We start from the raw sequence: 431 nt of genomic DNA, 5'->3' as shown, positions 1-431 counted from the left end.
CACTTTCTGACTGGACGGTATTGGCCGCCAGTAATGGTTCTTAACAGAATTTCTATTTTATGAGGAATTGAATGAAAAATTCAGCCATTCTTACGCGTGGATTTGACGTAACCATATCGTTACTATTCTTAACTCTAACCATGCCGGCATCCACAAGAACGATTACTCAAAACATGGCAGCCAATGCCAAAGAGTACGCCGTTGGATTATGCCACTTTCGTATCGATTCAGGGATGTTTGGCGGAAACTTTGAGGTGCATAGTGAAAGTACTCCCGCTGTCGGAACCTTCACTTTCCCAGACACATCGTCTAATGATTCGACGGGTCTCTCGAATGGCTTTACCTTGTTTTGCGTAGACGCGAGCGACGAAAAAATCGGCACGATGCTGAATGCCAGGCAGGTCAACGGTACATGGCTGATGTACAACCCA

1 protein-coding gene is annotated in these 431 nt (G+C 45.7%); it reads left to right on the top strand.

Annotated elements, in window-relative coordinates; all coding sequences use genetic code 11:
* Positions 1–71 precede the first annotated feature (71 nt).
* A partial coding sequence (locus tag U5775_RS39085) for a hypothetical protein (RefSeq protein ID WP_322063458.1) occupies positions 72–431 on the top strand: 360 nt, incomplete at its 3' end.

This window comes from Paraburkholderia sp. J63 (genome assembly GCF_905220245.1).
Lineage (GTDB): Bacteria > Pseudomonadota > Gammaproteobacteria > Burkholderiales > Burkholderiaceae > Paraburkholderia.
The sequence above is the reverse complement of the archived record's forward strand: the minus strand, read 5'-3'. Positions and strand labels throughout refer to the sequence as shown.